This window comes from Tenacibaculum sp. ZH5_bin.1 (genome assembly GCF_042865525.1).
In the GTDB taxonomy this organism is placed as follows: Bacteria; Bacteroidota; Bacteroidia; order Flavobacteriales; family Flavobacteriaceae; genus Polaribacter; species Polaribacter mesophilus.
Window position 1 is genome coordinate 1096345 of sequence record NZ_JBEGIO010000001.1, and the last position, 26092, is coordinate 1122436.

Annotated in this window: 24 protein-coding genes; 15 read left to right on the forward strand and 9 right to left on the reverse strand. The window is 32.1% G+C overall.

Annotated features, from left to right (window positions below):
* Positions 1-9 precede the first annotated feature (9 nt).
* From pckA to ABHQ57_RS05165, 14 genes are all read left to right on the forward strand, one after another.
* Positions 10-1602, forward strand: coding sequence for a phosphoenolpyruvate carboxykinase (ATP) (pckA, locus tag ABHQ57_RS05100; protein WP_167713130.1), 1593 nt, complete (start codon positions 10-12; stop codon positions 1600-1602).
* A 90-nt stretch (positions 1603-1692) separates the two neighbouring features.
* Positions 1693-3315, forward strand: coding sequence for an adenine deaminase (gene ade / locus ABHQ57_RS05105; protein ID WP_167713132.1), 1623 nt, complete (start codon positions 1693-1695; stop codon positions 3313-3315).
* 8 nt (positions 3316-3323) lie between these two features.
* Positions 3324-3878 carry a crossover junction endodeoxyribonuclease RuvC gene (gene ruvC, locus ABHQ57_RS05110; protein ID WP_159493322.1) on the forward strand — a complete coding sequence of 185 codons (555 nt, stop codon included), beginning with the start codon at positions 3324-3326 and terminating at the stop codon, positions 3876-3878.
* A 48-nt stretch (positions 3879-3926) separates the two neighbouring features.
* Positions 3927-4286, forward strand: coding sequence for a four helix bundle protein (locus ABHQ57_RS05115; protein ID WP_047788573.1), 360 nt, complete (start codon positions 3927-3929; stop codon positions 4284-4286).
* Between the two features lie 63 nt (positions 4287-4349).
* A complete protein-coding gene (gene hemW, locus ABHQ57_RS05120; RefSeq protein WP_167713134.1) occupies positions 4350-5474 on the forward strand; it encodes a radical SAM family heme chaperone HemW in 1125 nt (374 codons plus the stop codon).
* Positions 5475-5486: 12 nt separating this feature from the next.
* Entirely contained in the window at positions 5487-6236 is a 750-nt protein-coding gene (locus ABHQ57_RS05125) for a cyclase family protein (RefSeq protein ID WP_167713137.1), read from the forward strand.
* 507 nt (positions 6237-6743) lie between these two features.
* Positions 6744-7961, forward strand: coding sequence for an MFS transporter (locus ABHQ57_RS05130; protein ID WP_073181794.1), 1218 nt, complete (start codon positions 6744-6746; stop codon positions 7959-7961).
* Positions 7952-8329, forward strand: coding sequence for a VOC family protein (locus ABHQ57_RS05135; RefSeq protein ID WP_073181792.1), 378 nt, complete (start codon positions 7952-7954; stop codon positions 8327-8329). Before ABHQ57_RS05130 ends, ABHQ57_RS05135 begins: the two co-directional genes overlap by 10 nt.
* Before the next feature lie 47 nt (positions 8330-8376).
* A complete protein-coding gene (locus tag ABHQ57_RS05140) occupies positions 8377-8703 on the forward strand; it encodes a nucleotide pyrophosphohydrolase (protein WP_073182681.1) in 327 nt (108 codons plus the stop codon).
* The gene (locus ABHQ57_RS05145) at positions 8704-8952 is read left to right on the forward strand and encodes a hypothetical protein (protein WP_073181790.1); all 249 of its coding nucleotides are present in this window, start codon (positions 8704-8706) and stop codon (positions 8950-8952) included.
* 6 nt (positions 8953-8958) lie between these two features.
* Positions 8959-10188: a 3-phosphoshikimate 1-carboxyvinyltransferase gene (locus tag ABHQ57_RS05150; RefSeq protein WP_167713139.1), complete on the forward strand. Its 1230-nt coding sequence runs from the start codon at positions 8959-8961 to the stop codon at positions 10186-10188.
* A gap of 67 nt (positions 10189-10255) precedes the next feature.
* Entirely contained in the window at positions 10256-11305 is a 1050-nt protein-coding gene (queA, locus tag ABHQ57_RS05155; RefSeq protein ID WP_047788566.1) for a tRNA preQ1(34) S-adenosylmethionine ribosyltransferase-isomerase QueA, read from the forward strand.
* A gap of 70 nt (positions 11306-11375) precedes the next feature.
* On the forward strand, positions 11376-12416 hold the full coding sequence (gene rlmN / locus ABHQ57_RS05160) for a 23S rRNA (adenine(2503)-C(2))-methyltransferase RlmN (protein ID WP_196781620.1): 1041 nt from the start codon (positions 11376-11378) through the stop codon (positions 12414-12416).
* A gap of 328 nt (positions 12417-12744) precedes the next feature.
* Positions 12745-13722 carry a polyprenyl synthetase family protein gene (locus tag ABHQ57_RS05165; RefSeq protein WP_047788564.1) on the forward strand — a complete coding sequence of 326 codons (978 nt, stop codon included), beginning with the start codon at positions 12745-12747 and terminating at the stop codon, positions 13720-13722.
* A gap of 48 nt (positions 13723-13770) precedes the next feature.
* On the opposite strand, the gene ABHQ57_RS05170 is transcribed toward ABHQ57_RS05165, so the two are convergent.
* The 9 genes from ABHQ57_RS05170 to miaB all read right to left on the reverse strand — a co-directional run bounded on the left by ABHQ57_RS05170 (position 13771) and on the right by miaB (position 23377).
* Positions 13771-16188 (reverse strand): hypothetical protein, encoded by a 2418-nt coding sequence (locus tag ABHQ57_RS05170; protein WP_389862627.1) that lies wholly within the window; start codon positions 16186-16188, stop codon positions 13771-13773.
* Positions 16189-16265: 77 nt separating this feature from the next.
* On the reverse strand, positions 16266-16694 hold the full coding sequence (locus ABHQ57_RS05175) for a hypothetical protein (RefSeq protein ID WP_047788562.1): 429 nt from the start codon (positions 16692-16694) through the stop codon (positions 16266-16268).
* A 101-nt stretch (positions 16695-16795) separates the two neighbouring features.
* A complete protein-coding gene (gene groL / locus ABHQ57_RS05180) occupies positions 16796-18433 on the reverse strand; it encodes a chaperonin GroEL (RefSeq protein WP_389862630.1) in 1638 nt (545 codons plus the stop codon).
* A gap of 98 nt (positions 18434-18531) precedes the next feature.
* Positions 18532-18807: a co-chaperone GroES gene (gene groES, locus ABHQ57_RS05185; protein ID WP_047788560.1), complete on the reverse strand. Its 276-nt coding sequence runs from the start codon at positions 18805-18807 to the stop codon at positions 18532-18534.
* Between the two features lie 163 nt (positions 18808-18970).
* On the reverse strand, positions 18971-19315 hold the full coding sequence (gene secG / locus ABHQ57_RS05190; protein ID WP_047788559.1) for a preprotein translocase subunit SecG: 345 nt from the start codon (positions 19313-19315) through the stop codon (positions 18971-18973).
* A complete protein-coding gene (locus tag ABHQ57_RS05195; protein WP_389862632.1) occupies positions 19316-20086 on the reverse strand; it encodes a hypothetical protein in 771 nt (256 codons plus the stop codon). It abuts the gene before it with no gap.
* Entirely contained in the window at positions 20064-20570 is a 507-nt protein-coding gene (locus tag ABHQ57_RS05200) for an LptE family protein (protein ID WP_047788558.1), read from the reverse strand. The genes ABHQ57_RS05195 and ABHQ57_RS05200 overlap by 23 nt, the downstream gene beginning before the upstream one ends.
* A 39-nt stretch (positions 20571-20609) precedes the next feature.
* The gene (locus ABHQ57_RS05205) at positions 20610-21842 is read right to left on the reverse strand and encodes a sigma-54-dependent Fis family transcriptional regulator (protein ID WP_281979784.1); all 1233 of its coding nucleotides are present in this window, start codon (positions 21840-21842) and stop codon (positions 20610-20612) included.
* An 80-nt stretch (positions 21843-21922) separates the two neighbouring features.
* On the reverse strand, positions 21923-23377 hold the full coding sequence (gene miaB, locus ABHQ57_RS05210) for a tRNA (N6-isopentenyl adenosine(37)-C2)-methylthiotransferase MiaB (protein ID WP_389862634.1): 1455 nt from the start codon (positions 23375-23377) through the stop codon (positions 21923-21925).
* 199 nt (positions 23378-23576) lie between these two features.
* Here miaB and topA point away from each other — a divergent pair, with 199 nt between their 5' ends.
* Positions 23577-26063: a type I DNA topoisomerase gene (gene topA, locus ABHQ57_RS05215; RefSeq protein ID WP_159613985.1), complete on the forward strand. Its 2487-nt coding sequence runs from the start codon at positions 23577-23579 to the stop codon at positions 26061-26063.
* Positions 26064-26092: the final 29 nt, after the last annotated feature.

The following is a 26092-nucleotide window of genomic DNA, read 5'->3' on the forward strand; positions in this document are numbered from 1 at the left end:
TCTTTTAAGATGACAAATCTTGATACGAAAACGATATCGTTAGATAACTTAGGCATAAAAGACGCTACGGTTCGTTATCAATTAACTTCAGACGAGTTACACGACATCACTATTGAAAAAGAACAAGGAGTAGAAACCAGTTTTGGAGCATTAGCTGTTAAAACAGGTGAGTTCACAGGACGTTCTCCAATGGATCGTTTTATTGTTAAAGACGATATAACTAAAGACCAAGTTTGGTGGGGAGATATTAATATTCCTTTCGATTCAGAAAAATTTGACAAGCTATACGATAAAGTAACTAATTATTTATCTAACAAAGAAGTATTTGTACGTGATAGTTATGCATGTGCAGACGAAGATTATAAATTAAATATTCGTGTTGTAAATGAATATCCTTGGAGTAACATGTTTGCGCACAATATGTTTTTACGTCCTACCGCAGAGGAGTTAAAAAACTTTTCTCCGGAATGGACAGTAGTAAACGCTCCAGGTTTTATGGCAGATCCAGCAATAGATGGAACACGCCAACACAACTTTGCTATCTTAAACTTTACTAGAAAAGTAGCATTAATTGGTGGTACAGGATACACAGGAGAAATTAAAAAAGGAATTTTCTCTGCGTTAAACTTTATTTTACCTGTATTCAAAAACACGTTACCAATGCATTGTTCTGCAAACGTTGGTAAAGATGGTGATACAGCTATTTTCTTTGGATTATCAGGAACAGGTAAAACGACCTTATCTACCGATCCAAATCGTAGTTTAATTGGTGATGATGAGCATGGTTGGACCTCTGAAAACACAATCTTCAATTTTGAAGGAGGATGTTATGCAAAAGTAATCGACTTATCTCAAGAGAAAGAACCAGAAATTTACGGAGCAATTAAAAGAGGAGCAATCCTTGAAAATGTTGTGATGGATGATAAAGGGAATGTAGATTTTCATGATACATCAATTACACAAAACACTCGTGTAAGTTATCCTATTTATCACATTGAAAATATTCAAAAACCATCTAAAGGTGCAAACCCAAAGAATATTTTCTTCTTAACAGCAGATGCTTTTGGAGTACTGCCTCCAATCTCTAAATTAACACCAGGGCAGGCAGCATATCACTTTATTTCTGGGTACACAGCAAAAGTAGCAGGTACAGAGGCTGGAATTAACGAACCATTACCAAGTTTTTCAGCTTGTTTTGGAGCTCCATTTATGCCATTACACCCAACGCGTTACGCTGAAATGTTAAGTAAGAAAATGCAAGAAGCAGGTGTAAACGTTTGGTTAATTAATACTGGATGGACAGGTGGTGCTTACGGTACTGGTAGCAGAATGAAATTAAAGTATACTCGTGCTATGATTACAGAAGCTTTAGAAGGTAATTTAGAAAATGTTGAATTTGTACAACACCCAATTTTTGGATTATCAATGCCAACTACTTGTGAAAATGTTCCTGATGAAGTGTTAAATCCAAAGCAAACATGGGCAGATAAAGATGCTTATGATGCAAAAGCTATGGAGCTAGCGAATTCATTTAGAAAGAACTTTGCTCAGTTTGAAGAAATGGCAAGTGAGGAAATTATTAAAGGAGGACCAATAGCGTAACCTTTATAACATAAATACTAAGAAAGCATCCACTATGGATGCTTTTTTTGTGAAAAATACTCAGTATTTTAGCAATAAATAAATTTTAGCATGATTGTACAGGGAAATATAGTCGATATACAAAACAAACGAATATTTAAAGGAGCGGTTGAGGTTAAAGAAGGAAAGATTATACAGGTTAGAGAAGTAGAACACACAGTAGAAAACTATATTTTACCTGGATTTGTAGACGCACATATCCATATTGAAAGTTCTATGTTAGTGCCTTCAGAATTTGCTAAAATAGCCGTAACACACGGTACGGTAGCAACGGTGTCTGATCCGCATGAAATAGCCAATGTGTTAGGGGTAAAAGGGGTTGATTTTATGATTGAAAACGGAAAGAAAGTCCCGTTGAAATTCAATTTTGGAGCACCATCATGCGTGCCAGCGACTTCTTTTGAAAGTGCAGGAGCAGTAATTGATTCAGAAGATATCAAAAAGATGATGGAGAATCCTGATATCAAGTATTTAGCTGAAATGATGAATTATCCGGGTGTTATTTATCAAGATGAAGAAGTGTTGAAAAAAATCGCTTGGGCGAAACACTACAACAAACCAGTGGATGGACATGCTCCTGGACTTCGAGGAGAAGATTTAGATAAATACATCGCAGCAGGAATTTACACCGATCACGAATGTTTTACCTATGAAGAAGGCTTAGAAAAACTAAAAAAAGGAGTGAAAGTTATTATTCGTGAAGGAAGTGCGGCGAAAAATTTTAAAGCATTAATCGATTTACTTCCTAAGTATTATGACAACATGATGTTCTGTTCAGACGATAAACATCCAGATGATTTGTTATTAGGACATATTAACCAATTATGTGAGCGCGCAGTAGCGAAAGAAATAGATGTTTTTAAAGTATTGCAAGCAGCCTGTATAAACCCGGTAGAGCATTACAATTTGGATGTTGGGACTTTAAAAGAAGGAGATGATGCTGATTTTATTGTGGTGAAAGACTTACAAAAGTTTGAAGTACTACAAACGTATATTAATGGTGAGTTAGTGGCTGAAAATGGAAAATCATTTGTAGAGCATGTAGATTTTGAAGTGTTGAATAATTTTGACACTGATGCAAAAAACGTTTCCGATTTTGAATTCCATTCAGCATCTGAAAAGATTCGAGTTATAGAAGCTCTAGATGGAGAATTAGTGACAAATGAAATAGAAGCAGATTCGTTGATAAAAGAAGGAAATTTAGTTTCTGATGTAGAGAACGATGTGCTAAAAATGACGGTAGTAAATCGTTATCAAAATGCAGAGCCTTCGATTGCGTTTATCAAAAACTTCGGGTTAAAAGAAGGGGCAATAGCGAGTTCTGTAGGACATGATTCTCATAATATTATCGCTGTCGGTGTATCGGATGAATTAATTTGTAAGGCGGTAAACTTATTGATTGAAAATAAAGGAGGCGTTTGCGCTGTAACATCTTCTGAAGAAAAAGTTGTTCCGCTCCCTGTGGCTGGAATCATGTCAGATAAACCAGCAGTTGAAATAGGAAAAGCCTATGCCGAATTGGATGCGATGGCAAAACAACTAGGTAGCAAATTACGAGCTCCGTACATGACCTTATCTTTTATGGCGTTGTTGGTAATTCCATCCTTAAAACTATCAGACAAAGGCTTGTTTGATGGGAACACATTTAAATTTACTTCTTTAGAAGTTAAATAAACGAGAGTTTGAAGACAGAAAAAATTATATTAGGGATTGACCCAGGAACTTCCATTATGGGATTTGGAATTATAAAGGTAGTAGGGAAAAAGATGGAATTTGTTCAAATGAATGAATTGCTCTTAAAAAAATATGACGATCATTATTTAAAACTCAAAATTATTTTTGAACGTACCATTGAATTGATTGATACTTATCATCCAGATGAAATAGCGTTGGAAGCTCCTTTTTATGGGAAGAATGTACAATCCATGTTGAAATTAGGGCGTGCACAAGGAGTAGCCATGGCAGCAGGATTGTCAAGACAAATACCAGTAACCGAGTATGCGCCCAAGAAAATAAAAATGGCCATTACAGGAAAAGGAACTTCAAGTAAAGAACAGGTAGCCTTAATGTTAAAATCGTTATTGAATTTAAAAGTGCTACCTAAAAACTTAGATGCAACGGATGGTTTAGCAGCTGCGGTATGTCATTTTTATAATTCAGGAACAAAAGTAGGAGGTAAAAACTATACAGGTTGGGCAGCGTTTGTAAAACAAAATCCGAAAAAAATTAAAAACTGATTTTTTCAATGATCAATGAACAGTAAACAATAGTCAAATATTATAGCTATGAAACTAGAAAAGAACCCACTTCAAAATAAATCATACGATTTTGCTCTTTTGATTATTAAACTAAGTAAAAAATTGATGAAGGAAAACAAGGAGTTTATTTTATCTAAGCAGATAGTAAGAAGTGGTACATCGGTAGGAGCAAATATAGTAGAGGCTAATGGAGCTATTTCTAAGGCAGATTTCTCAGCAAAAATTTCAATAGCTTATAAAGAATGTTTAGAAACTAAATATTGGCTGTCTTTATTAAAAGATAGTGAAGAAATAAGAATAGAGGAGTATGAGGAGTTGTTTGAAAAAGCCGATGAAATAGCAAAAATTCTTTTTTCAATATTAAAAACGACAAGGATTTATAAGTAATCTTGATAACTGATAACTGATAACTGATAACTGATAACTGATAACTGATAACTGATAACTGATTTGGCAGGAATTTATCTACATATCCCATTTTGTAAGCAAGCATGTTATTATTGCGATTTTCACTTTTCTATTTCATTAAAAAAGAAAGGGGAGTTAGTTTCTTGCTTGGTGAAAGAGCTAGAATTGCGAAAGGAAGAACTACAACACAAAGAAATAGAAACCATCTATTTTGGAGGAGGAACACCGAGTTTATTGTCGGTTGACGAGTTACAATTGTTGATAGATGCTATTTATAAAAACTATACAGTAGTAACAAATCCAGAAATTACTTTAGAGGCCAACCCAGATGATTTATCAGAAGAAAAAATAATAGAATTATCTAAGACTCCAATTAACCGACTAAGTATTGGAATTCAATCTTTTTTTGAAGAAGATTTGCAGTTAATGAACCGTGCTCATAATGCACAAGAAGCAAAAAACTGCTTGTCTGTAGCGACACGCTACTTTGATAATATTACTATTGATTTGATTTATGGCGTTCCAAATATGAGTAATGAACGTTGGAGAGAAAATTTGCAAATTGCTTTTGATTTCGGAATCAATCATATTTCATCATATGCGTTAACGGTAGAACCTAAAACAGCATTAGATTCATTTATCAAGCAAGGAAAATATCCTGATGTTGACGAAACAGTAGCCAAAGAACATTTTGATGTTTTGGTAGCAGAAACCACTAAAAACGGATTTGTACATTACGAAATTTCCAATTTTGGAAAACCTAATTATTTTTCAAAGCACAATACTAGTTATTGGTTAGGAAAAAAATATATAGGAATTGGTCCATCAGCACACTCGTTTAATAAAACACACCGTAGTTGGAATGTAGCTAACAATGCAAAATATATAAAAGCAATTCAAGAAGGAAAACTCCCTTTAGAAGAAGAAAAACTCACTAAGAAAGATCAGTTTAATGAATATTTGATGACAGGATTAAGAACCATTTGGGGAGTGTCGTTAGAGAAAATAGAGGAGGATTTCGGGGAAGAATTTAGAAAAAATCTCCTTAAAAATGCTGAGAAGTTTATCCAGCAAGAGCTGCTAGTCATTACAAATGAAGTTTTGAAGACTACAGAAAAGGGAAAGTTCTTAGCAGATGGATTGGCTTCCGAATTATTTATTATTTAAGTATATTTGAGTATGATTGCAACAATTGAATACAACTCAAGAAAATACAAAATAGATTTATCAAAACCACTGGACATTTCAATAGCAATTGATACCTCAAAAGAAAATATAAATGCATGGTATCTTGATGATCCTAAAATTTTTCCTGTTTCAGATGGGAATTGGATTGGAAGTGTACAACAAGGAGCTGATGTAAATTTTAATAACATACAGTTTAATCCGCACTCACATATTACACATACCGAATGTGTGGGGCATATTACCGAAGAAGTTTATTCAGTAAACAAAGAACTATCAAAATTTTTCTTCTTAGCAGAAGTAGTGACTATTGCTCCTGAGCAGTTAAAAAATAAGGACTTTGTAATTTCAAAAAAACAATTACAAAATGTTTTAGGGAACAAAAAGCGTGATGCAATTGTAATCAGAACCTTACCAAACCTTTCAGACAAAAAATCGATGCGGTATTCAAACACAAATCCAACCTATTTGTTAGAAGAAGGTGCTATATACTTAAAAGAAAAAGGAATAGAACATTTATTAATTGACTTACCATCTGTAGATAAAGAAAAAGACGAAGGAAAATTGTTAGCACATAATGCTTTTTGGGATACACAAGGAGAAATTAGAATGCAGGCAACAATAACAGAATTTATATATGTACCTAATAAAATAGAGGATGGAACTTACTTTTTGAACCTTATGATAGCACCATTTGAAAATGATGCTACTCCAAGTAAGCCAATTCTTTATAAATTGTGTTAATTGTTATGATAAAAACAAACTACTGAAAAGTTTTAGATAAGCATGCTTTTCTGAATATTTAAAATAGAATAGTTTATTGATGTTACTTAGTAAATGTTTCTTTTTAGGGATCTCTATCTGTTCGGCGAGATTTACTTTATGTTTCACTTACACTTCAAAGATAATGTAGATATTAAAGTGAAAATAAAAAATAAGATTAAAAGAGTGTTACTGTAGACGAATGGTTAAAAGTAAACTTTTAAGCGTGTAAAAACTATTAAAAAAAATAAAAAATAAAATTTTTGTAGAAACAATTTGTTTTTTTATAAATTTACAGCCGTAGAATTAAAGTAATGACAATTTTTAATACATATAAGCAATGTAAATCGACTGTGGTAAGACACAAAGACGATCGGGCAATGTATGTATTATAATTATGTTCACATAAAATATAACGATAATAAAAAGTCCGACTTCATAGTCGGACTTTTTATTTTTATATCAACATCAACACTAAAACCAAACCACATGAAAAAACTCTATTTTAATTATTTAGATACCTTTAAAGGTTTATCAATCGAAGTATGGTGGCTCGCTTTAATAACTCTAATAAACAGGGCAGGTACAATGGTAATTCCGTTTATGTCTTTGTATTTAAGAGAAAGTTTACAGTTTACTTTAAAAGATGTAGGTTGGATTATGACTTGCTTTGGATTAGGTTCTGTTGTAGGCTCTTGGTTGGGAGGAAAATTAGCAGATAAAATAGGTTTTTACAAGGTAATGAAAACCAGTTTGTTTTTAACAGGATTACTCTTTGTATCCTTACAATTTGTAGAAACTTTCTGGGGGTTTTGTATTGGTATCTTTTTGGTGATGCTAGTAGCAGATACTTTTAGACCCGCTATGTTTGTAGCCTTAAATACTTATAGTAAACCAGAAAATAAAACACGTTCAGTAACCTTAATCCGTCTAGCAATTAACTTGGGTTTTTCTGCAGGTCCAGCAGTTGGAGGATTAATAATTACCTCAATGGGGTATAGCGGGCTGTTTTGGGTAGATGGAGTTACTTGTGTTTTAGCAACTTTATTACTGATAAATGTATTACATCCTAAAAAAGCAAGAGTGTTAGATGAAGTAAAGGTAGAAAATCCAAAGTCGATTTTTTCAGATAAGGCTTTTTGGATATTTTTTGTAGGAATGTTTGTATTCGGGTTTATTTTTTTACAATATTTCTCTACCATGCCATTATATTATAAAGATATACATCATTTAACAGAGTTAGAAATAGGACTGTTAATGGGCATGAACGGTTTTTTCATTTTCCTATTAGAAATGCCGCTGATTACTTGGTTAGAAAAAAGTAAGTATACTAAAGAATTCTTAATGTTTTTTGGCTTATCACTTACAGGATTAAGTTTTGTAGTAATCAATTTAACAGGTTGGGCTGGAATTTTAATTGTAGGAATGTTGTTAATGACTATTGGAGAAATGATAGCTTTCCCTTTTTCAAACGCCTTTGTAATGGAACGAGCCAAAAGAGGAAATCAAGGAGAATATATGGCGTATTATAGTATTGCATTTTCTATGTCGCATATTTTCGGACACAATTCTGGAATGCAATTAATTGATAATATTGGATTTGATAATACATGGAATTTTATGATTGTATTATCGGGAATAGGAGTATTATTTTTATTAATGTTAATACGAATTGTAAAAAGAGAGAAAGTAATCGCATGGACTTAAATCAAGTAACAATTCCGTCTATAGATGTAAATGAATCTGTAATATTTTATAAAAAACTAGGCTTGCTTCTCATTGTAGATGCAAGCCCTAGATATGTCCGATTTGAAGTGCCAGATGGTAATACAACTTTCTCAATTCATCAAGTAGAGAAGCTGCCTAAAGGAGAGGGTGTTACATTGTATTTTGAAGATGAAAATTTAGATGAATTAGTAGAGAAACTACAAGAAAAGGGAGTTCAATTCACCCAATTACCCAAAGATCAAACATGGTTATGGAGAGAAGCCCACTTGTTAGATCCAGATGGTAATAAATTAATTCTGTTTAAAGCAGGAGAACACAGAAAAAATCCGCCTTGGCGAATCGATTAAGAAATAGAAGTTTTTATCTTTGAATGTTTAATAAGAAAGCAGAAAATATGAATATACAAGACGCACAAAAACAGGTAGATGATTGGATTAAAAATCACGGAGTACGTTACTTTAACGAGTTAACAAATATGGCGCAACTAACAGAAGAAGTTGGAGAGGTTGCTCGAATTATTGCGCGTCGTTATGGAGAGCAAAGTGAAAAAGAAAGTGATAAAAACAAAGATTTAGGAGAAGAATTGGCCGATGTAATGTTTGTAGTGTTGTGTTTAGCAAATCAAACAGGCGTAAATTTGCAAGAAGCCTTTGATAAGAAGTTGGATATTAAAACTAAAAGAGATCACGATCGTCATCACAATAACAAAAAACTACAATAAATGAGTCTCATTAATAATATACAAAAAGGAAGTTTTTGGATTAATGTTTTAAAAGTAGGAACTCCTTTTTTAATAATCGTAGCGGTATTTTCTTTATTATTTAAAACAGGAGGGGCTATTTTTTCAGGAGACTTTGAAACTGTGTACAATGTACATTTCGCAAATAAACAGTGGATTCGTTTTTGGTTGAGCAAAATAGTAATCGCACTTATTTATAGTGTATACATTGTAAATAAAAAAACGAAATAGTTTTTTATGGATTTAAGACTAAAAACTGAAGAATTTAATTCAGATACTCATATAACCATTTCAGGTTCAAAAAGTGAATCAAATCGATTGTTGATTTTACAACAATTATATCCAGATTTACAAATTGAAAATTTATCAGATTCTGACGATACACACCATTTACAAGGAGCGTTAACCTCTGATGATATAGTTGCAGATATTGGACATGCAGGAACTGCGATGCGCTTTTTAACTGCTTTTTTTGCAACACAAGAAGGCGTTACAAAAATATTGCAAGGATCAGACCGCATGCATAATCGACCGATTGAAATTTTGGTTAATGCGCTTCGCGATTTAGGAGCAGCAATAGATTATGTAGAAAAAGAAGGATATCCCCCGCTTAAAATATCAGGAAAAAAACTAACAAAGGATAAGGTTTCGATTAATGGAAATGTAAGTAGTCAATACATTTCAGCATTAATGCTAATTGCTCCAAGCCTAGAAAAAGGATTGGAAATTGAATTGGTTGGAAAAATTACATCGGTTCCCTACATCAACATGACCTTACAGTTATTACATCAATTGAAGGTTGAAGCTGAGTTTAAAGGACAGGTTATTAAAATAGAACCAAAAGCAACTGTAAAAAAGCAAATAATTGTAGTAGAGTCTGATTGGAGTTCAGCGTCTTATTTTTATTCGATTATAGCGTTGAGTAAAATAGGCTCCTCTGTCAAGTTATCAGCGTATAAAAAAGATAGTTTGCAAGGAGATAGTTGTTTGGAAAAAATCTATAAACACTTTGGAGTAACGACTACTTTTAAAGATAACTCAATTCTTTTAACCAAAGAAAGAGAATATAGTTCTGAAGTATTAAAAGAAGATTTAAAAAATGCACCAGATATAGCCCAGACTATAGCGGTTACATGTTTCGGATTAGGTATTGCTTGTGATTTAACAGGGCTACATACCTTGAAAATTAAAGAGACTGATCGTTTAGAAGCATTACGTGAAGAGTTAACAAAATTAGGAGCAGACATTTCAGTAACTAATGAAAGTTTACACTTAAAATCATCTATAAAAATTAAAGAGAATATTCAAATAGCCACTTATAATGATCACCGTATGGCAATGGCATTTGCTCCGTTAGCATTAAAAGTTTCCATAGAAATTTTAGAAGCAGAAGTAGTAACTAAATCGTATAGAAGTTTTTGGAAAGATATGCTGAGTGTAGGAATTCAGAATGTTACCATAAAATAATAGGGCAATAGCTTGACAACCCCTATGTTGAAATTGTATATTTGCCACCGTTAAGAAAATTTTACAAATGAAATTATCAAATTTTAATTTTGAATTGCCAAAAGAATTATTGGCAGAATATCCTTCAGAGCATAGAGATGAAGCACGATTAATGGTATTGCACCGTGACACACAAAAAATCGAGCATAAACTATTTAAAGATTTAATCGATTATTTTGATGAAGGAGATGTAATGATGTTGAACAATACGAAAGTTTTTCCAGCTCGTATGTACGGGAACAAGGAAAAAACAGGAGCCCGTATTGAAGTATTTTTATTACGTGAATTAAATGCTGAAAATCGTTTGTGGGATGTATTAGTAGATCCAGCAAGAAAAATAAGAATAGGTAATAAATTATTCTTTGGAGACGATGAAAGTTTAGTCGCTGAAGTTATTGACAATACTACTTCACGAGGTAGAACATTACGTTTCTTATTTGATGGACCTTACGATGAATTTAGAAAAAAATTAATTGAGTTAGGAGAAACTCCATTACCAAAATACATAAAACGTGAGGTAGAGCCAGAAGATGAAGATCGTTACCAAACTATTTTTGCTAAGCACGAAGGAGCAGTAGCAGCACCAACAGCAGGATTGCACTTCTCTAAGCACTTAATGAAACGATTAGAAATTAAGGGAGTAGATTTTGCTGAAACAACATTGCATGTAGGTTTAGGTACATTTAATCCAGTTGAGGTTGAAGATTTATCTAAGCACAAAATGGATTCTGAGCAAATTATTATCCCACAAGCTAGTGCAGATATTGTAAATAATGCTATAGCTAATAAAAAAAGAGTATGTGCAATTGGAACTACTGTAATGAGAACTATAGAATCATCTGTTTCTTCAAGCAATCAATTAAACGCTTTTGAAGGATGGACGAATAAGTTTATTTTTCCTCCTTATGATTTTAGTATAGCTAACTCTATGGTAACGAATTTTCATACGCCTAAATCTACATTGTTAATGATGGTTTCTGCATTTGCAGGGCACGATTTTATTATGGAAGCATACCATGAAGCAATTAAAGAAAAATATAAATTTTACTCGTACGGAGATGCGATGTTAATTTTATAAAACAGTTTTTAAACCATTTACAAAACCTCACAAGTTACTTGTGAGGTTTTGTGTATTTTTGTACCTGATGATGATAGTAAAGAAAAAAGACATACGTGCATTAACCAAAGAACAACTCCGTGACTTTTTTATTGAAAACGGAGATAAAGCCTTTCGAGGTAACCAAGTATATGAATGGTTATGGCATAAAGCAGCACATTCGTTTGATGATATGACAAGTTTATCTAAAGTAACAAGAAGAATGCTTGATGAAAACTTTGTAATCAATCATATTGAAGTTGATACAATGCAGCGTAGTAATGATGGTACTATAAAAAATGCAATTAAACTTCATGACGGATTAATTGTAGAGTCAGTTTTAATTCCTACTGAAAAACGTACTACAGCTTGTGTATCTAGTCAAGTAGGATGTAGTTTAGATTGTAAATTTTGTGCAACAGCTCGTTTAAAACGTATGCGTAATTTAAATGCGGATGAAATTTACGATCAAGTTGTAGCAATTGATAAACAAAGTAGGTTATACCATAATCATAAATTGTCAAATATTGTTTTTATGGGAATGGGAGAACCTTTAATGAATTACAACAACGTAATTAAAGCTATTGATAAAATAACTTCAGAAGAAGGCTTGGGAATGGCAGCTCGACGAATTACCGTATCAACTTCTGGTGTGCCTAAAATGATTAAAAAAATGGCAGATGATGAAGTACGTTTTAATTTAGCAGTTTCATTACACTCCGCTATTGATGAGGTTCGAACATCTATTATGCCATTTAATGCTACTTTTCCATTAAAAGATCTAAGGGAATCTTTGGAGTATTGGTATGAAAAGACTAAACGAAAAATAACGTATGAGTACGTTGTTTGGAATGGAATTAACGATCGAAAAGAAGATATTGATGCCTTGGTGCAATTCTGCAAATATGTTCCGTGTAAGGTTAATTTAATTGAGTACAACCCAATAGATGACGGAGAGTTTCAACAAGCATCAGATAGAGCTTTAAACAATTATATTTCTAATCTTGAAATGAACGATATTGTGGTAAATGTGCGTCGTTCTAGAGGAAAAGATATTGATGCTGCTTGTGGGCAATTAGCTAATAAATCTTAGTACTCTATAAATAGAAAAGCAATGAGAAAAGAAACTAGAATTAAACTTAAGTTAATAATAATTTTATAAAGTCTTAGTTTCTTTAAAAAAGTTAAAACGATAATATCCAGTATACCTAACAAAAATACAAAAGGGAGACCTAAAAAAATGTATGGTAAAATAACTGGATTACCTAAACAAGAGCGTTGATTACCGTCAGAAATGTAGCTTCCTAATAATATTAAACAGGTGCAGGTTATAAGAAAAACAATCGCTCTTATCTTTAAGTGTTTCATATTTTGTTTTTAATCAAAAGTAAACATTTTTTATTCTTATTTTTGTTCACTATATGAAGCCAGTTGAGCAAATAAAACTTCCGATTGCTAAAGAAATGGAACTCTTTGAAACAAAGTTCAAAGATTCGATGTTGTCTAAAGTTCCATTATTAAACAGAATTACCTATTATATCGTCCGCAGAAAAGGAAAGCAAATGCGACCAATGTTTGTGTTTTTGGTAGCAAAAATGGTTTCTAATGGTGGTTTTGATGAACGTACATATCGAGGAGCTTCAGTAGTAGAATTAATCCACACAGCAACATTAGTACATGATGATGTAGTTGACGATAGTAATAGACGTAGAGGTTTTTTCTCAATTAATGCACTTTGGAAGAATAAAATAGCTGTTTTAGTAGGTGATTATTTACTATCCAAAGGATTATTACTCTCTATAGATAATGAAGATTTTGATTTGTTAAAACTGATTTCTATTGCGGTTAGAGAAATGAGTGAAGGGGAGTTATTACAAATTGAAAAAGCTCGCAAACTAGATATTACTGAAGAAGTTTATTTTGAAATTATCCGTCAAAAGACAGCTACGCTAATAGCTGCTTGTTGTGGTATTGGTGCTGCCTCGGTAGGAGCAAATAATAAAACAGTGCAACAGATGCGTAAGTTTGGAGAGTATATTGGTATTGCTTTTCAAATTAAAGATGATTTATTTGATTACACTGAAGACAAAATAGGTAAACCAACAGGAATAGATATCAAAGAACAAAAGATGACACTTCCGTTAATTTATACCTTGAATACTTGTTCTCCAAAAGAAAAATCGTGGTTAATAAATTCCGTTAAGAAGCATAACAAAAACAAAAAACGGGTAAAAGAAGTTATTGCTTTTGTTAAAGAAAATGGGGGATTGGAGTATACTACTGCTAAAATGCACGACTATAAAAATAAGGCATTAGCCATTTTAGACAATTATCCAGACTCAGATTATAAAAATTCCCTACTGCAAATGATTGATTATGTAGTAGAGCGAAAGATTTAAAAAAAAGTACTAGAAATAAAAAACCTCGAGAATTTCTCGAGATTTTTGTTACGGATTAGTTTTTTTTGAAATAATATATTTTTTAGATATTAGTTTTCCAGACTCAGAAACCCCTTCAATATAAACAATGACTTTTTCTTGTAAATTCTGTGGGATTTTGAAATCAAATTTAGAGTTTGCTTTTATTTCTATATTTGGTTCCCAAAAGATATCACCATAATATTTATAAGTATTGTCTACGTAAGAGTTATATTCAGGAGTGTAATATTCTTTTTCGATAGAGAATCCTTTTTCTACTTTATACTCACTAAAGAAAGAAGTATTATTCTTGCTATATTCTCTTGGAGATAAAGTGTAAATATAAATATGTTCATTAGACCTAACATCATGAACTCTACCATAATAAATCTCTTTTACTGTATTAAGATAAATACTCTCAAGCATCCATAAGTCATAACTTATTTCGTTTTCATCCAAAAAAACTCGTACGTCTAATTTAAGACGATCTCTAGAATTTACTGGACTAATGGAAGTATCACCTCCTTCAGTGTTTTTTCTTAATTGTGATAGGTTAGAAGTAGATTTTCCTAACCCCCTAGATCTTATATATAGGTAGCCATCTTTTGTTGTTGTTTTGTAGTTTTTGCTTTTTAAATAATCTAAAATTGTTTCACCTGAAGCTATAGTTGTATTATCGATGACTTTTCTAGTTAGCATTGTAGCTGCACCATAGGGGTTATTTTCAGATTTAATATCTTTCTTTTTGTTGATTATAACTTCATCTAAAGTTTCAAATTTCTTTAATTGAAACATAGAGTTAGGTAATTCAGTGCTTGAATTTTCAAAGCTATTAGAAAGCAAATTATTTTTATTGATTGAATCAATTAAAATAGTATTGGAAAACTGTAGATAAGGAGATACTTTTTGAATATTATTTTTAGTCTTTATCCCAAAATTTATGTAAGTGTTTTTTTTAATAGATGTGTTTTTTAATATGAATTGATTTTTTTCTTTAATCTCCCTAATAATATTATTATTAGAAGAATATATTAAAAGTGACTGTTTCTGATTTAAAGAACTAGAAAGAGTTCCAACAATATTGATACCATTTTCAAATGAATAATTAGTTTTAGGAGGATTATTAAATATATCAAACCAATTATATTTACTCCAGCCTTGTGTTATCAACAATAGATCAAGTTCTCTAAGCTTTTTATTGTTAATGTTATTGAAGTAATAACTAGGGTTCTCTATGTTTCCCTTAATATAGGGTTTTAATAAAAAAGATGTATTTGTGTTGTTTTCAGGGGAATAGCTTTTTGTTTTTATAGGAAGAAAAGAAGAACTTAAGAAAACCTTTTCATTTGTGTTGTTTTTTAAGTGAATAGAGATGGAATCACTTAAGTTATCAGGAGTGTTTTTTATATTTATATCAGTAAAAAGGGAAGGAGAATTAATAAAAATAAGTCGCTCTAAGATAGGAGTATTTTTATAATCAAAAACTGTGATTATATTAACTCCTTTATCAATATCATTTTTGTTAATAAACAAAGAGTATTTAGTGTCTTTAGAGTTAAAATTAAAATTATAAGATATAAATTTCCTTGTGTTGTGAATTAGAACTTTAAAAGAGCGGTTTTTTAGTTGATTTAAAGAGTTTTTATTAGTAAGTATATTAATTAAGAAAAAATTTGGATTTGAATTAATAACTCTGAGAGTTACTCCTTTATTTTTAGGTAACGGGGTTGATGATTTTATAGTTTGTCCATTCTCTAATACAGCTTCAAATTCGTAAGTTTCACCTCCTCTAATTAATAAATTTGTATTACCCAACCCAAAAGAGTTAGTAGAGAAGTTTTTGACTATTTCGTTTAAGTTATTCTTTATTACTCCTTTGTTAATTTTAATTCCTTCTCCGTTTTTATTTTTTATTAGAATACCAAAGTTGTTAATTGTATTGGAAAGAATATGGCCTCCTTCTGGAAACAGTTTAAATTCATATGAAGCACTCTCTTTTATTATTTTACTATCATTATTATTATTATTACTGTTTATGATGGAAATTTTTTGAATAAAAGAATTGTCTTCTTTGAAGTTTTTCATCCAATTTGTAGAGGCTTTTATGTAATAAGAATTATCTACAAAAGTAGAGTCTAATAAAATATTACCTGTACCAAGCCCGTTTTTAATATGTATTAATTTTTGAGTTTTTAACTTTCCTTCTAAATCAAAAATAGATACGTATAGGTTCGATGTTGTTGGGTGTAGCTTTTGTGAATTTTGCTCAAGTATATAAGCTTTAAACCAAAGCTCTTGTCCTGTTAAAAATGTAGTTTTATTTATATGTAAGAAAGGTATTTCTCTGGTGTTTTCAAAATAAGAAGAATAGCTTTGAGTAATAAGAGGTCCTTGAGAGAAAGTAAATATGTTAGAGAAAAGAACTAGATAGAGTATTATTTTTTGCATAAATTTTTCTTAAAACTAAGAAAATTTATGTAAATAAAAAACTCGAGAAGCTCTCGAGTTTCTTATGGATTTATTTTTTATAACATATGAATATGAATTTCTTGATCAAAACTAGGATTAGATCTAGTTATTTTATTTATATTTTTCATCCTTACTTGATCTAAAAGATAAAGTCTGTTAATACCGTCTCCTAAAATAACTTCATTATCAACAATAATTGTAGTAACCGTTGGACTTGGCTTACCAAACTTTTTTAATTTCCTTGTATTTGCGTTTTCGAAGTTGCTTGTGTTGTTTTTTCTCTGGTAATCAATTAATTTGCTTATCTGCATGTCTTTAAGTCTAGAATCTCTTTGTAAAAAGTCTAAAAGCAGTTGGTTTGATTTGATTTCGTTGTTATTGATTATAATATCAAATGATTCTTTCTTTGTTTTTTTCTCTTCTTGAGCAGATAAGTTTAAAGAAATAAAAGCAACAATTAGTAGTAAATATTTTTTTATTTTCATACTATTAAGTTTTTAATTTAAAAAAGCAAAAATCACGCCAAACAAAAACCTCGAGAAAAATTCTCGAGGTTTTTTACTATCTAGGTGTCGAGCTTCTCGACTTACATCATTCCTGGCATTCCACCACCCATTGGAGGCATTCCACCACCTGCAGAAGTATCTTCTTTAATGTCAACCAAAGCACACTCAGTAGTTAAGATCATTCCAGCAACAGAAGCAGCGTTTTCTAAAGCTACACGAGTTACTTTCTTAGGATCGATAATACCAGCCTCTAACATATCTACATATTGTTCAGATTTAGCATCATATCCAAAGTCTTTTTTACCTTCTAATACCTTGTTAATTACAACAGAACCTTCACCACCAGCATTTTCAACAATCGTACGTAATGGAGATTCAATAGCTCTATTCACAATTTGAATACCTGTAGTTTCGTCTAAATTTTCTGTAGTAATAGTTTCTAATACCTTTTTAGCACGTACTAAAGCAACACCACCACCGGCAACAATTCCTTCTTCTACAGCGGCTCTTGTAGCATGTAAAGCATCATCAACACGGTCTTTCTTTTCTTTCATTTCTACTTCAGAAGCAGCACCAACATATAATACAGCAACACCACCAGCTAACTTCGCTAAACGTTCTTGTAATTTCTCACGATCGTAGTCAGAAGTAGTAGTTTCAATTTGTGTTTTAATTTGGTTTACGCGAGCCTTAATTTGTTCTTCATCACCAGATCCGTTTACGATAGTTGTATTGTCTTTATCAATAGTTACTGTCTCAGCAGTTCCTAATAAATCTAAAGTAGCATTCTCTAAAGAGAAACCTCTTTCTTCAGAAATTACAGTACCACCAGTTAAAATAGCGATGTCTTCTAACATTGCTTTTCTTCTGTCTCCGAATCCTGGAGCCTTAACAGCAGCAATTTTTAATCCACCACGTAACTTGTTTACTACTAAAGTAGCCAATGCTTGTCCATCAACATCTTCAGCAATGATTAATAAAGGTCTTCCTGATTGAGCAACTGGCTCTAAAATAGGTAAGATTTCTTGTAAGTTAGAAATCTTTTTATCAAATAATAAAATATATGGATTTTCTAAATCAGCAATCATTTTATCAGCATCTGTAACGAAGTATGGAGATAAGTATCCACGGTCAAACTGCATTCCTTCAACAACATCAACATAAGTGTCAGTCCCTTTAGCTTCTTCTACAGTAATTACTCCTTCTTTACCAACTTTTTCAAAAGCTTCAGCAATTAAGTTACCAATTATAGCATCGTTGTTAGAAGAGATTGCAGCTACTTGCTTGATTTTCTCTGATGAATCACCAACCTCTTTAGATTGTTTAGCTAAATCTTCAGTAATAGCAGCTACAGCTTTATCAATACCACGTTTTAAATCCATGGGATTAGCACCCGCAGCTACGTTTTTTAAACCTTCTTTTACGATAGCTTGTGCTAATACTGTAGCAGTAGTAGTACCATCACCTGCTAAATCGTTAGTTTTAGAAGCTACTTCTTTTACCATTTGGGCACCCATGTTTTCTAACTCATCTTCTAGTTCTACTTCTTTAGCTACAGAAACTCCATCTTTAGTTACATGAGGAGCTCCGAAAGATTTAGAAATAATAACGTTACGTCCTTTAGGTCCTAAAGTTACTTTTACTGCATTCGCTAATGCATCTACCCCGCGTTTTAATCCATTGCGAGCGTCTACATCAAATTTTATATCTTTTGCCATGTTTGTTTAAGTTTTTTGCCGTTAGCATATAGCTGTTGGCTTGGTTTTAAATTTTTTGTTTAATAGGCTAATAGCGAAAAGCTAATAGCAAAGAAATTTTAGATAATAGCGAAAATGTCGCTTTCTCTCATAATTAAATAATCTTTTCCTTCTAATTTAAGCTCTGTACCAGCGTACTTTCCGTATAAAACAGTATCACCAACTTTTACAGTTAAAGGCTCATCTTTTGTTCCGTTTCCTACGGCTACGACAGTACCTTTTTGTGGTTTTTCCTTTGCATTGTCAGGGATGATGATTCCTGATGCTGTAGTAGTTTCTGCTGCAGCTGGTTCAACAAGAACTCTGTCTGCTAAAGGTTTAATGTTTAATCCCATTTTATATATTTTGATTGATTAAATTAATTTTACTGGTAGTATTTTGTCAGAAATTATGCCATTAGATTTTTGCTGACAATTTTTCTAATACATTAGATTAATAAATAAAAAAAATGCCAACGTGTCATTTACGTTGGCATTTTATATTCTATTTTTTGAAAAACTACTGAGCGCTGTCTTTAGCTGTATCTGTTGCTGCTGGTGTAGCAGGAGTTGTTGTAGTTTCAATATTGTTTAAGGTTTCATTTAATTGAGGAGCGTCAGCTGCATTTCCTCTTGGAATAGCGAAGTTTGCTAATAAAATTAAAGCAAACATAGTAATAGCTAATGTCCAAGTAGTTCTGTCTAAAAAGCTATTTGTATTTTGTACACCTCCAATATTTTGAGCTCCACCGCCTCCAAATGATGAAGATAATCCTCCACCTTTAGGATTTTGAACCATTACAATTAAGATTAATGCTATTGCAACAATCAATATTAAAACTAAAAGTAAAGTATACGTTGTCATCTATTTATTGTTTTGTAAAATTTGTATTCTTTTAATTTGGTCTGCAAAGAAACCACTTTTTTCTGGATATTTCAAACTTAATATTTTATATGCTTGAATAGCACTGTCATATTTCTTTTGTTCTAAATATACTTTAGCTAAAGTTTCAGTAGCTAATTGATTATTTTGTTGATTTTCGGATATTTTTATATCCGAAGTATTTGTTTTATTAGGACGAGAAATTTTTGGAGCAGTTTCAATAAAACGATCAATAATAGCTTCATGTTCAGACTTAACAGGCATTTCTTTAGCTTGTTTTTCTGAAGGTTGATTATCTAAAGTCCTAACTATAGTTTTTTTAGATGATAGTTGTAACCATTGATTGAAAGAAAAAGTTTCGTTTTGTGTAAAAGAAAGTGGTTTACCAATAGCTAAATCTTTCTCTATAGTTGAAACTTTTGTTTGTTTTCTTTTAGAAAGAATTTTGTCTTTTAAACTAATTTTTTCTTCTTTTATTGAGGCTTCCTTAAAAGCTTTAGAAGTAACAAAATCAAATAAAACAGATCTATCACTGGTGTGAGCTGCCGTTATTTTTAACTCGTTGTTGTATTTATAACTTTCTTGGTTTTTTAAAATTTTTAAACGAAGCGCTCTAGCTGATTGAAAAAAAGGATATTCTTGAATAATATCAGTAATGTCTGAAAGATGTTCTTGCGAAATTAATTCAGGCTTTTCTAATAACTGTATGTATAAATCCTTATTCAAAAAATTACCATTTTGCCACTGAGGCATTAAAAATATCTTGCGTAATACGTTCTATGATTTCATTTAAAGCTGTTTCTAAAACTCCTCCAGTTAATTGTTGATTAGCTCCATAATCGTAGTAAAAAGAAAAACGTTTTTCAAAATTATCTTTCTCTTCTAAAGCATTAACAAAGTTTACATTTACAGTAATTGTTAATCGGTTTTGAGCAGCTGTTTGTTGAGCTGTGGCACTCATTGGTGTAATGCGATAATCAACAATTTCACCATAAAAATGTAAATCACCACTAGTGCTAACCAAGGTTAAATTAGTTTGACGTGTAAATAAGTCTTGTAAATCTTGTGTGAATTTTTGACTAAGTATTGGTTCAACTAAAGGTGCTTGGTTAGGAAAAAAATCAACCTGAATTGTTTTTGCATTTCCTGTGTTTCCACCAGTAAAAGAGTATGCTCCACAACCAATAATGGTTGTAAAAGTAATAAGTAACGATACTATATAAAGAGTTTTTTTCATTTAAAGTTGAATAATTTTTAAAAGTAAACAATATAACTATTATAAGTCGTATTGTTTTATTTTTCTGTATAAGGTTCTCTCAGATATTCCTAATTCTTTGGCAGCTAATTTACGCTTACCATTGTTTTTTTCGAGAGACTTTTTTATCATTTCTATTTCTTTTTCTTGTAACGATAAACTTTCATCTTCCTCAATGGTTTCCGCATAATCATAATCATTTTGATGAGAAGTTGATTTTGGAATTTGTACTACCTCAATGTTTGAAGCTTCTGATAAATCTTGATCTTGATAAATACGTTCAATTAAACGATGATTGTCTTCTTGTACCTGTTCAGAGTCTCCGTTTTGCATTAAATCTAGCGTTAGCTTTTTTAGATCATTAATGTCATTACGCATATCAAACAAGATTTTATACATGATGTCTCGTTCATTAGCAAAATCTGATTGACTTGTAGTTCTGTCACCTACAACAGCAGGTAGATTACTACGGTTTTCAGGCAAATATTGAATTAGTTTTTCAGGGGTAATTAGCCTATCTTCCTCAACTATTGATACTTGTTCGGCAATGTTTTTTAATTGACGAATATTACCAGGGAAATGATAGTTCAATAAAACCTTTACAGCATTCTCATTTAACCTGATGGTAGGCATTCGGTATTTTTGTGCAAAATCGGCAGCAAACTTTCTAAATAATAAATGAATGTCTTCACCACGTTCTCTCAAAGGAGGTAGTGAAATTTCTATAGTACTTAAACGGTAATATAAATCTTCACGAAATTTCTCTTTAGAAATGGCTTCGTGCATATTAACGTTGGTTGCAGCTACAATACGAACATTTGTTTTTTGTACTTGTGAAGATCCTACTTTTATAAATTCTCCATTTTCTAAAACACGTAATAAACGTACTTGCGTGGTTAACGGCAGTTCACCAACTTCATCTAAAAAAATAGTTCCGCCATCAGCCACTTCAAAATAGCCTTTTCGGGTTTGTGTAGCTCCTGTAAAAGCTCCTTTTTCATGTCCAAATAATTCGCTGTCAATTGTTCCTTCAGGAATCGCTCCACAGTTAACTGCAATGTATTTTGCATGTTTTCTGTGTGATAATTGATGAATTATTTTTGGTATACTTTCTTTTCCAACACCACTTTCACCAGTAACTAATACCGAAATATCAGTGGGAGCAACACGAATCGATTTTTCAATAGCACGATTTAGTTGCATATCGTTACCGATAATGCCAAAGCGTTGTTTTATAGCTTGTAAATTTTCCATTTCTTTTTTAGAATAAAGAAAAAAGAGCAGAGAGAAAAGCTTATACCTTTTTCTTTTCTCTTTACACTCTTTTCTATAAATTAATTATTGTCAGAATATCCAACAGCCGTACCTTTTAAGGTAGTAGAAGTACAATCTTCAATTTTTACATTTACAAAATCACCCATTTTGTAGTTTTCTTTAGGGAAAACAACAACAGTGTTTTGTGTATTACGACCTTTCCATTCGTTTTCATTTCTTTTAGAAGTTCCCTCGATTAAAACTTCCTGAATTTTACCCACATGCTCTTTAGCTCTGTATAAACTATGTTCTTGTTGTAGATTAATTATTTCTTGTAAACGACGTTTTTTAATAGTCAAAGGAACATTGTCTTCCATTTTCTTAGCAGCCAAGGTTCCTGGTCTTTCTGAATAAGCAAACATAAACCCGAAGCTATATTTTACATAGTTCATCATGTCTAAAGTATCAAGATGGTCTTCTTCGGTTTCTCCACAGAACCCCGCAATCATATCTTGACTTAAAGCCATTTCAGGAACAATTTTATAAATATTATCAACTAACTCCATGTACTCTTCACGAGTGTGTTGACGATTCATAGCTTTTAACATATTGTTACTCCCGCTTTGAACAGGTAAATGAATGTACTTACAAATATTTTGGTGTTTAGCCATAACATGAATTACATCCAGTGTCATATCCTGTGGGTTAGACGTAGAAAAACGGAAACGCATTTTTGGGAACTCAGTAGCACACATGTCTAATAATTGAGCAAAATCTACTGCAGAAGCTTGTGCCAATTCAGATGCTTTTTTGAAATCTTTTTTCAATCCACCGCCATACCATAAATAAGAATCAACATTTTGACCTAATAAAGTAATTTCTTTGAAGTTCTTTTCTTGCATACTGCGAATTTCTTCAATAATACTCTTAGGATCACGACTACGTTCACGACCACGAGTAAAAGGAACTACACAGAATGTACACATATTATCACAACCGCGAGTAATTGATACAAATGCAGAAACTCCGTTAGAGTTTAAACGAACAGGAGAAACATCAGCGTACGTTTCTTCCTTTGATAATATTACATTTACAGCATCACGACCTGCATCAACTTCTTCAATTAAATTAGGTAAGTCACGATAAGCATCAGGACCAACAACTAAATCAACGATTTTTTCTTCCTCTAAAAACTTTTCTTTCAATCGTTCTGCCATACAACCCAGTACACCAACTTTCATCGTTGGATTTACCTTTTTAACAGCATTGTATTTTTGGAGTCTGTTACGAACAGTGGTTTCTGCTTTTTCACGAATAGAGCATGTATTTACCAATACTAAATCAGCATCTTCTAAATTTTGAGTGGTATTAAAACCCTGCTTTGCTAAAATTGACGCCACAATTTCGCTATCGTTCATATTCATTTGGCAACCATAACTTTCTATAAAAAGTTTTTTGTTGTTTCCTTCTTTGTGTTCTGTAACAAGGGCTTTTCCTTGTTTTTTTTCATCAATTACTTTCTCTACGTGTTCCATAAATCCTTAAATCGTACTAAAATAGGCTGCAAAGATACAACCAAAAAGTGTAATTTGTGACAAATTGACATGGATTGTTTTTTTAAGAAAAAGTAAAATTTTGTTAAAAAAGACCCATTAAAAAAAAACTATATACTTTTGCAAACTGAATTACACTTATATTACAAAAGTGTAAAATGAGATAAGAGATATAAGACGTATGGCAAAAAATTTAGTAATAGTTGAGTCACCTGCTAAGGCGAAAACGATAGAAAAGTTTTTAGGAAAGGACTTTCAGGTTGAATCGAGTTTTGGACACATTGCAGACTTACCATCTAAGGAGTTGGGAGTAAATGTAGAAGGAGATTTCAAACCGAAGTATATAGTTTCTACCGATAAAAAAGCGGTAGTAAAAAAACTGAAAGACTTAGCAAAGAAAGCAGAAACTGTTTGGTTAGCATCCGATGAAGACCGCGAGGGAGAAGCTATAGCATGGCACTTAGCGGAACAATTGAAGTTGAAAAATGAAAACACTAAGCGTATTGTTTTTAACTCTATTACTAAAAATGCAATTTTAAAAGCAATTGAAAACCCACGCACAATTAATTACAATCTTGTTGATGCTCAACAAGCAAGACGTGTGTTAGATAGAATTGTAGGATATGAATTATCTCCTGTATTATGGAGAAAAGTAAAACCAGGATTGTCAGCAGGTAGGGTGCAATCGGTTGCAGTACGTTTAATTGTAGAACGTGAAAGAGAAATAGAAGGTTTTACACCAGTAGCTTCTTATCGTGTTGATGCAGAGTTTGTAAATGCAGAAGGAAAAAAGTTTAAAGCAAAATTAGCAAAGAACTTTTCAACAAAAAAAGAAGCTGAAAATTTCTTAAATTCTTGTTTAGGAGCAGAATTTTCTGTTGCTGATTTACAAAAAAAACCAGCAAAAAAATCTCCAGCACCGCCATTTACTACATCGACGTTGCAACAGGAAGCGTCAAGAAAATTAGGTTTTCCAGTTGCCAAAACTATGATGGTAGCACAACGTTTGTATGAAGCAGGGTTAATAACCTACATGAGAACAGACAGTGTAAACTTATCTGATGATGCAAAAAAAGCTGCTCAAGCAGAAATTATAGCTTCTTATGGTGAAGAATATAGCAAGCCACGTAATTATGCAACTAAGTCTAAAGGAGCACAAGAAGCGCATGAGGCAATTCGTCCGACTAACATGGAGAATCATGAAATTACAGGTGAGTATGATCAAACAAGGTTGTATAGCTTAATTTGGAAACGCACATTAGCTTCACAAATGAGTGAAGCTAAGCTAGAACGTACCGTCGTAAAAATAGATAACAATAAGAATAAAAAGCAGTTTACTGCAAATGGAGAGGTAATTACTTTTGAAGGATTTTTAAAAGTATATTTAGAAGGGACAGACAACGAAGAGGAAGAACAGGCAGGAATGTTACCTAAAATGGAAGTAAATGAAGAATTAATAAACGAGTTGATAACAGCAACTGAGCGTTACACACGTCCGCCAGCAAGGTTTTCTGAAGCATCTTTGGTAAAACAATTAGAAGAGTTAGGTATTGGTCGCCCTTCTACGTATGCACCAACCATTTCAACTATTCAAAGAAGGGAGTATATTGAAAAAGGAACTGTAGAAGGAAAAGAAAGAAATTACACTCAATTAAGTTTAGCCAATCAAGAAGTGTCAGAGCAAATTTTAACTGAAAGAGTAGGTTCAGATAAAGGAAAGCTCGTGCCAACAGATATAGGAAATATAGTAAATGATTTCTTAGTAGAAAATTTTGATGCAATTTTAGATTATGGTTTTACAGCTAAAGTAGAAAATGAATTTGATGAAATTGCAGAAGGAAAAGAAGATTGGATAGCAATGATTAAAGACTTTTATAAAAACTTTCATGTTGTTGTAGAAGATGTTGCTGCAAATGCAGAAAGAGCAAAAGGGGAACGTTTATTAGGTGTAGATCCTGAAAGTGGAAAGAATGTGTATGTGCGTTTAGGACGTTACGGAGCAATGGTGCAGATAGGAGAGGCAACTGATGAAGAGAAACCTCGTTTTGCAAGTTTACAAGGTGACCAAACAATGAATTCAATTACCTATGAAGAGGCAATGGATTTATTTAAGTTGCCAAAAACATTGGGAGACTATGAAGAGAAAGAAGTAGTTGTAGCTAATGGAAGATTTGGTCCTTATATTAAATTTGATGGTAAATATGTATCGTTAGATAAAGGAGAAAATCCAATGTCTGTAGATATGGATAGAGCTATTGAATTGATTGAAGCAAAAAGAAAAGCAGATGCTCCTATTGGAGAATATGAAGGAATGCCAATTCAAAAGGGAGTAGGGCGTTTTGGTCCTTTTATTAAATGGAATTCTATTTTTATCAACGTAAATAAAAAATACGACTTTGATAATTTAAGTCAAGCAGATTTAGAAGAATTAATAGAAGATAAAAAAAGAAAAGAGCGTGAAAAGCTAATCCACAATTTTGAAGAGGTTGGTATTCGTGTAGAAAAAGCACGCTGGGGACGTTTTAATGTAATAAAAGGAAAGATAAAGGTAGAACTTCCAAAGACAACAGAGATAGAAAAACTAACACAAGAAGAGGCTGTTAAAATGATTGAAGCAAAAACACCTAAGAAAAAAACAGCTAAAAAGAAAGCAGCCAAAAAAAAATAAAGAAGCTTTCAGAAAAAAAATAGTTTAGT